At 63.3% G+C, this 6,440-nt stretch carries 6 protein-coding genes; 5 read left to right on the top strand and 1 reads right to left on the bottom strand.

Translation table 11 applies throughout. The annotated features are described in order from the left end of the window. Positions 1-299 precede the first annotated feature (299 nt). Positions 300-1,646, bottom strand: coding sequence for an aminotransferase class III-fold pyridoxal phosphate-dependent enzyme (locus tag ACFZCE_RS10415; protein ID WP_390938625.1), 1,347 nt, complete (start codon positions 1,644-1,646; stop codon positions 300-302). A gap of 114 nt (positions 1,647-1,760) precedes the next feature. On the opposite strand from ACFZCE_RS10415, the gene ACFZCE_RS10410 reads away from it, so the two are divergent. The 5 genes from ACFZCE_RS10410 (at position 1,761) to ACFZCE_RS10390 (ending at position 6,396) form a co-directional block, all read left to right on the top strand. Continuing rightward, the gene (locus tag ACFZCE_RS10410; RefSeq protein WP_390938623.1) at positions 1,761-2,666 is read left to right on the top strand and encodes a LysR substrate-binding domain-containing protein; all 906 of its coding nucleotides are present in this window, start codon (positions 1,761-1,763) and stop codon (positions 2,664-2,666) included. 132 nt (positions 2,667-2,798) lie between these two features. Next, positions 2,799-4,178: a solute carrier family 23 protein gene (locus ACFZCE_RS10405; protein ID WP_390938621.1), complete on the top strand. Its 1,380-nt coding sequence runs from the start codon at positions 2,799-2,801 to the stop codon at positions 4,176-4,178. Between the two features lie 77 nt (positions 4,179-4,255). Continuing rightward, positions 4,256-4,918: a TetR family transcriptional regulator C-terminal domain-containing protein gene (locus ACFZCE_RS10400; RefSeq protein WP_390938619.1), complete on the top strand. Its 663-nt coding sequence runs from the start codon at positions 4,256-4,258 to the stop codon at positions 4,916-4,918. A gap of 12 nt (positions 4,919-4,930) precedes the next feature. Next, on the top strand, positions 4,931-5,515 hold the full coding sequence (locus tag ACFZCE_RS10395; protein WP_390938617.1) for a YigZ family protein: 585 nt from the start codon (positions 4,931-4,933) through the stop codon (positions 5,513-5,515). A 200-nt stretch (positions 5,516-5,715) separates the two neighbouring features. After that, entirely contained in the window at positions 5,716-6,396 is a 681-nt protein-coding gene (locus ACFZCE_RS10390; RefSeq protein WP_390938615.1) for an SDR family oxidoreductase, read from the top strand. Positions 6,397-6,440: the final 44 nt, after the last annotated feature.

Below are 6,440 nucleotides of genomic sequence, written 5' to 3'. Positions count from 1 at the left end.
GTTTAACTTCAAACACTTGACTCGCCTCAGAACCTCTTGAAGCGGGAGGCGAATTCTACAGCGTTACAACCTGCTGTCAACCACCTTTTTCACCGTTTCAATCCGGCGGTCCGACGTATCGGGATTGAAGCCACTTCCTACCACCTCGTTTCGCTAACTCCTTGTTTACCAAGGATTTTCGCGTTCCGTTGTCGCTGGAAGTGGTGCGCATTATAGGGGGATAAAACGGGGCGTCAACCGTTAATTTCAAAAAACTGTAATAAGGCGCCTAGTCCGGCGCCCTATATATAAGCAGCGCCTCAGCTCACTTGGCCCAGCGCTTCGCCCACCGCACTGAACAGCGTGTCCATCTCCGCGGCTGTGGCATTGAACGACGGGCCAAACTGCAGCGTGTCGCCGCCGTAGCGTACATAGAAGCCTTTCTGCCACAGCTTCATCGCTGCTTCGTATGGGCGCACGATGGCGTCACCGTCACGGGGCGCCAGTTGAATAGCACCGGCCAGGCCAAAGTTGCGGATGTCGACCACGTGGCCAGTGCCTTTGATGCCGTGCAACGCGCGCTCGAACGACGGCGCGAGCTCCGCGGCGGCTTGCACCAGGTTCTCCCGCTTGAGGATGTCCAATGCCGCCAGCCCCGCGGCACAGGCCACCGGGTGCGCCGAATAGGTATAGCCGTGGGGGAACTCCACCGCATACTCCGGGGTAGGCTGGTTCATGAATGCCTGGTAGATCTCGCTGCTGGCGATCACCGCGCCCATGGGGATGGCGCCATTGGTGACCTGCTTGGCGATGCACATCAGGTCTGGGGTCACGCCAAAGGTCTCGGCACCGAACATGCTGCCGGTGCGGCCAAAGCCGGTGATCACTTCGTCGAAGATCAGTAGGATGTTGTGTTGGTCGCAGATTTCGCGCAGGCGCGGCAGGTAACCCTTGGGCGGCGGCAGCACGCCGGCCGAGCCAGCCATGGGTTCGACGATCAACGCGGCGATGTTCGATGCGTCGTGCAGCTCGATCAGCTTCAGCAGCTCATTGGCCAGCGCGACGCCGCCGTGCTCGGGCATGCCCTTGGCGTACACGTTTTCCGGCAGCAGGGTGTGCGGGATGTGGTCGACATCGAGCAGTTGGCCGAACATCTTGCGGTTGCCGTTCACCCCACCCAGGCTGGTACCAGCGATGTTCACGCCGTGGTAACCACGGGCGCGGCCGAGGATCTTGGTCTTGCTGGCCTGGCCCTTCAGGCGCCAGTAGGCCTTGACCATCTTCAGCGCGGTGTCGGCGCACTCGGAACCCGAGTTGGTATAAAAGACGTGGTTGAGGTTGCCTGGGGTCAGCTCGGTGATCTGCTCCGCCAGTTGGAACGACAGCGGGTGGCCGAACTGGAACGCTGGGGAGTAGTCCAGCGTGCCCAGCTGCTTGGCCACGGCTTCCTGGATTTCCTTGCGGGTATGGCCCGCGCCGCAGGTCCACAAGCCCGAAAGGCTGTCGTAGATTTTACGGCCCTTGTCGTCGATCAGGTGGCGCCCTTCGGCGGCGACGATGAACCGCGGGTCGCGCTGGAAGTTACGGTTGGCGGTGTAGGGCATCCAGTGGGCATCCAGCTTGAGCTGGCTAGCCACGCCTTGCGGTGCGTTTTCCGGCATGTTCATCGTTTACCCCTCGCCTGGGACGGCGGCAGTGTTGTGGTTGCTGCCTACGTTGGCACGGGTATAAAGTCCATAAAAGCCAGATCTACCTAACCAAAGTTATCGGCGCACTAAACTATGAACCGCCTTGCCCAGGTCAGTGACTTCGACATCCGCTTGTTGCGGGTTTTCCGCAGTGTGGTCGAGAGCGGCGGCTTCTCCGCCGCCGAAAACGTATTGGGCATTGGCCGCTCGGCCATCAGCCAGCAAATGAGCGACCTTGAGCAGCGCCTTGGCCTGCGCCTGTGCCAGCGCGGCCGGGCGGGGTTTTCGCTGACCGAGGAAGGCCGCGAGGTTTACCACTCCTCCCTGCAGTTGCTCGGTGCGCTGGAGAACTTCCGCACCGAAGTGAACGGCCTGCACCAGCACTTGAGGGGTGAGCTGAATATCGGCCTGACCGACAACCTGGTCACCCTGCCGCACATGCGCATTACCCATGCATTGGCGGAGCTGAAGGAAAAAGGCCCCGGCGTACGCATCCAGATCCGCATGATCGCCCCCAGCCAAGTGGAACAAGGGGTGCTCGACGGCAGCCTGAACATCGGCGTGGTGCCCCAGGCCAGCCCACTGTCGGGCCTTGAATACCAACCGTTGTACAGCGAGCGCTCGCTGTTGTACTGCGCGGTCGGCCACCCGCTGTTCTATGCCGATGACAACACCCTCGACCAGGCCCGGCTGGATGCGCAAGACGCCATCGCCCCGACCTTCCGCCTGCCGGTGGAGATCCAGGCCCACTACCAGGCGCTCAACTGCACCGCCAGCGCCTCGGACCGCGAGGGCATGGCCTTTCTGATCCTGACCGGGCGCTTCATCGGCTACCTGCCCGACCACTACGCGCAATTCTGGGTCCAGCAAGGCCGTTTGCGGGCACTCAAACCGCAGTCGCGCTACTACGACCTGAGCCTGTCTTGGGTCACGCGCCGGGGGCGGCGCCCCAACATGGTGCTCGAAAGCTTCATCCAAAGCCTCAGCCACACCCGCTGAGCAAAAGCGCGCACCCCGTGCAAGCCGCGGAATGTATACAAAAGCCCACGCCCCCGTACGCAAAACTGATTAGTTGGACAGGTTTTTGCAACGCGGTGATCCATACCGATCACGCCTTGCGAGAATAGCGTCATGCCATCGCCACCCCACGCGTCACACGATCTGATCTACGGCCTGGAAGACCGCCCGGCCCTGCTGCCGTCGCTGCTGGCGGCGTTGCAACATGTGCTGGCAAGTTTTGTCGGCATCATCACGCCGCCCTTGATCATCGGCTCGGTGCTTGGGCTGGGCGATCATTTGCCGTACCTGATCAGCATGGCGCTGATGGTGTCAGGCGTGGGCACCTTCATCCAGGCACGCCGCCCGTTCGGCATCGGCGCCGGGATGATCTGCCTGCAAGGCACCAGCTTCGCCTTCCTCGGCGCGATCCTCTCGGCGGGCTTTATGGTCAAGCAGCGCGGCGGCGGCCCGGAAGACGTACTCGCGATGATCTTCGGCGTGTGTTTTTTCGGCGCCATCGTGCAGGTGATACTCAGCCGGTTCATTGGCCAACTGCGCCGGGTCATCACTCCATTGGTCACCGGCATCGTGATCACCCTGATCGGCATCAGCCTGATCAAGGTGGGCATCACCGACCTGGGTGGCGGCTTCAACGCCCCGGATTTCGGCGCCCCCGGCAACCTCGCCCTGGGTGGCCTGGTGCTGTTGGTGATCATCCTGCTCAACCGTTGCAACACCCCTTGGGTGAGGCTGTCGGCGATCATCATCGGCCTCGGCGTGGGCAGCCTGGCCGCTTGGTACAGCGGCAAGCTGGTGCCCCAGGCGCTGCCCGCGCTGCCGTTGATCAGCGTGCCAGTGCCCTTCAAATTCGGCTTTGCCTTCGATTGGGCGGCGTTCATCCCGGTGGCGTTGATCTACCTGATCAGCGCGATCGAAACCGTCGGCGACCTCACCGCCAACTGCATGCTGTCGCGCCAGCCGATCAACGGCCCGGCGTATGTGGGCCGGCTCAAGGGCGGCGTGCTGGGTGATGGCGTGAGCTGCCTGCTGGCCGCCACTTTCAATGCCTTTCCCAACACCACCTTCGCGCAGAACAACGGGGTGATCCAGCTCACCGGCGTGGCCAGCCGCCATGTGGGGTTGTACATCGGCGCCATGTTGTTCGTGCTCGGGCTGGTGCCCGCCATTGGCGCGGTTTTGCAGCAGGTTCCCAAGCCGGTACTGGGCGGCGCGACCCTAGTGATGTTCGGCAGCGTCGCCGCGGCCGGGGTACGCATCCTCGCGCAAACCGCGCTGGACCGGCGCGGCATGTTGATCATCGCCACCAGTTTTGGCGTGGGCTTGGGCGTGGCGGCGCAGCCGGAGTTACTGCACTTGCTGCCCAAACTGGTACAGAACCTGTTCGATTCGGCGATCACCAGCGGCGGCATAACGGCCTTGCTGATGTGCCTGTTGCTGCCGCAATCGGCCAGCGCCGAACAGGCCCTGCAGGCAGAGCCCGCCGAGCATTGAGGTTTATTGCTCGCGCCTCTTGTGTGTTGCCCGTGGGTGCGTTATCAACGCACCCAAATGACTACCCGGAAGCCGCCATGACCCTCGTAGTGCCCGCCCACAGCCTGCAGAACGGCAAACCCGCCAGCCGTATTCGGCAGAAGAACGAAGAAGCCATTCTGCGCGCGGCCGAAGACGAGTTCGCCAAGCACGGCTTCAAGGGCACCAGCATGAACACCATCGCGCTCAATGCCGGGCTGCCCAAGGCGAACCTGCACTACTACTTCACCAATAAACTGGGGCTGTACGTGGCAGTGCTGAGCAACATCATCGAGCTGTGGGACAGCACCTTCAACAACCTCACGGTCGATGACGACCCTGCCGAGGCCATGGCCCGCTACATCCGCGCGAAGATGGAATTCTCCCGCCGCCAGCCACAAGCCTCGCGGATCTTCGCGATGGAAATCATCAGCGGCGGGCAGTGCCTGAACGAGTATTTCAGCCAAGACTACCGCACCTGGTTCCAAGGCCGCGCCGCGGTGTTCGAAGCCTGGATCGCCACCGGCAAGATGGACCCGATCGACCCCGTGCACCTGATATTCCTACTGTGGAGCAGCACCCAGCACTATGCTGACTTCGCCACGCAAATTTGCCGGGTGACCGGTAAAACCCGGCTGACCAAGCCTGACTTCGACGCCGCGGCAGACAACCTGATCAACATCCTGCTCAAAGGCTGTGGTATCAAGCAGGCCCAGCCCTGACCGCCCAGCGCCATGCCTTCTACCCTGACCGCCCCCCACGAATACCGCGAAGAGATCCGCAAAAGCCGCTTCATCGCCCTGGCGGCGCCGATCACCAGCCCTGAGCAGGCGCAGGCGTTCATCAGCGGCGCCAGCGACCTGGCCGCCTCGCACAACTGCTGGGCCTGGAAGCTGGGCAGCCAATACCGCAGCAGCGACGATGGCGAACCCGGCGGCACCGCCGGCCGGCCGATCCTGGCGGCGATCGAGGCACAAGGCTGCGACCAGGTGGCGGTGTTGGTGATCCGCTGGTTCGGTGGCATCCAACTGGGTACCGGCGGGCTGGCCAGGGCCTATGGCGGCTGCGCCAACAAATGCCTGCAACAGGCCGAGAAGCGGCTGCTGGTTGCGCGCCTGCCCTTTACCTTGCAGTGCAGCTTCAGCGAACTGGCGCTGGTGCGGCTGCGGGTACTGGAGGCCGGCGGGCTGGTCGAAGCTGAAACGTTCGGCGCCGGCGGCGTGGCCTTGCATGTGGCACTGGAAGGCGAGCAGGCCGGTGCCGTGCAGCAGCACCTCGCCGGGCTGAGCAAGGGGCGCATTGTGCTCACTCCCCTGTAGCGGCGTTACCCACAATCGGCGTGCACCGCCCTGTGGATAACACCTGCATAGCCCGCTACAACCCGCGCCGTGCAACGGTTTCAAACAGTTGCTCATTTTTTCGCCAAGCCATTGTTATTTCGAGGCTTAAACACTCTTAACCCTCGCATAAGGGCCTGGCGCTACACTCTTGGGCTTTACCCCGCCCAGGAGATACCCACATGGCTGCTACCACCGCATTGATCATCGGCGCCTCCCGCGGCCTCGGCCTTGGCTTGGCCGAGCGTTTGAGCGAAGCGGGCTGGGCCGTCACCGCCACGGTGCGTGACGTGGCCAAGGCCACTGAGCTGCAGGCCTTGCCCCAGGTACAGGTCGAAACCCTCGACATTGATCGCCCCGCCGAGCTGGCTCAACTCGCCGAGCGCCTGCGCGGCCAGGTGTTCGACGTCGTCTTTATCAATGCCGGGGTCATGGGCCCCACCGGAAGCCTCGCGGGCGTCGGCGCCGAGCAACTGGGCGCGCTGTTCCTGACCAACACCCTGGCGCCGATCCGCGTCGCCCAGGCATTCTGCCCCACCCTGCGCCCAGGCACCGGGGTGCTGGCGTTCATGAGCTCGGGGCTGGGCAGCATCCTCGCGCCAGACGCCGCGGAAATGGCCCTGTACAAAGCCAGTAAGGCCGCGCTCAACTCCATGGTCAACACCTTCACCACCCAACTGCCGGAACCACGCCCCACGGTGCTGGCGATGCACCCGGGCTGGGTGAAAACAGCCATGGGCGGCGACGGCGCCGACATCGACGTACTCACCAGCACCACCGGGCTGGCCCGCCAGCTACAGGCCTATGCCGGCAAGGGCGGCCTGCACTTCATCAACTACAAGGGTGACGTGCTGCCGTGGTAGCGCTAAGCTAGCGGCGTTTCACCCTGGATCAGCAGACAGGGCAA

Origin of the sequence: Pseudomonas sp. NPDC007930, from assembly GCF_042958985.1 — a bacterium.
Lineage (GTDB): Bacteria > Pseudomonadota > Gammaproteobacteria > Pseudomonadales > Pseudomonadaceae > Aquipseudomonas.
The sequence above is the reverse complement of the archived record's forward strand: the minus strand, read 5'-3'. Positions and strand labels throughout refer to the sequence as shown.

Bases quoted from the DNA above. Each gene is read 5' to 3' on its own strand.
- ACFZCE_RS10400 (WP_390938619.1), top strand. From the start codon at position 4,256: ATGACCCTCGTAGTGCCCGCCCACAGCCTGCAGAACGGCAAACCCGCC.
- ACFZCE_RS10390 (WP_390938615.1), top strand. From the start codon at position 5,716: ATGGCTGCTACCACCGCATTGATCATCGGCGCCTCCCGCGGCCTCGGC.
- ACFZCE_RS10395 (WP_390938617.1), top strand. From the start codon at position 4,931: ATGCCTTCTACCCTGACCGCCCCCCACGAATACCGCGAAGAGATCCGC.
- ACFZCE_RS10415 (WP_390938625.1), bottom strand. From the start codon at position 1,646: ATGAACATGCCGGAAAACGCACCGCAAGGCGTGGCTAGCCAGCTCAAG.
- ACFZCE_RS10410 (WP_390938623.1), top strand. From the start codon at position 1,761: ATGAACCGCCTTGCCCAGGTCAGTGACTTCGACATCCGCTTGTTGCGG.
- ACFZCE_RS10405 (WP_390938621.1), top strand. From the start codon at position 2,799: ATGCCATCGCCACCCCACGCGTCACACGATCTGATCTACGGCCTGGAA.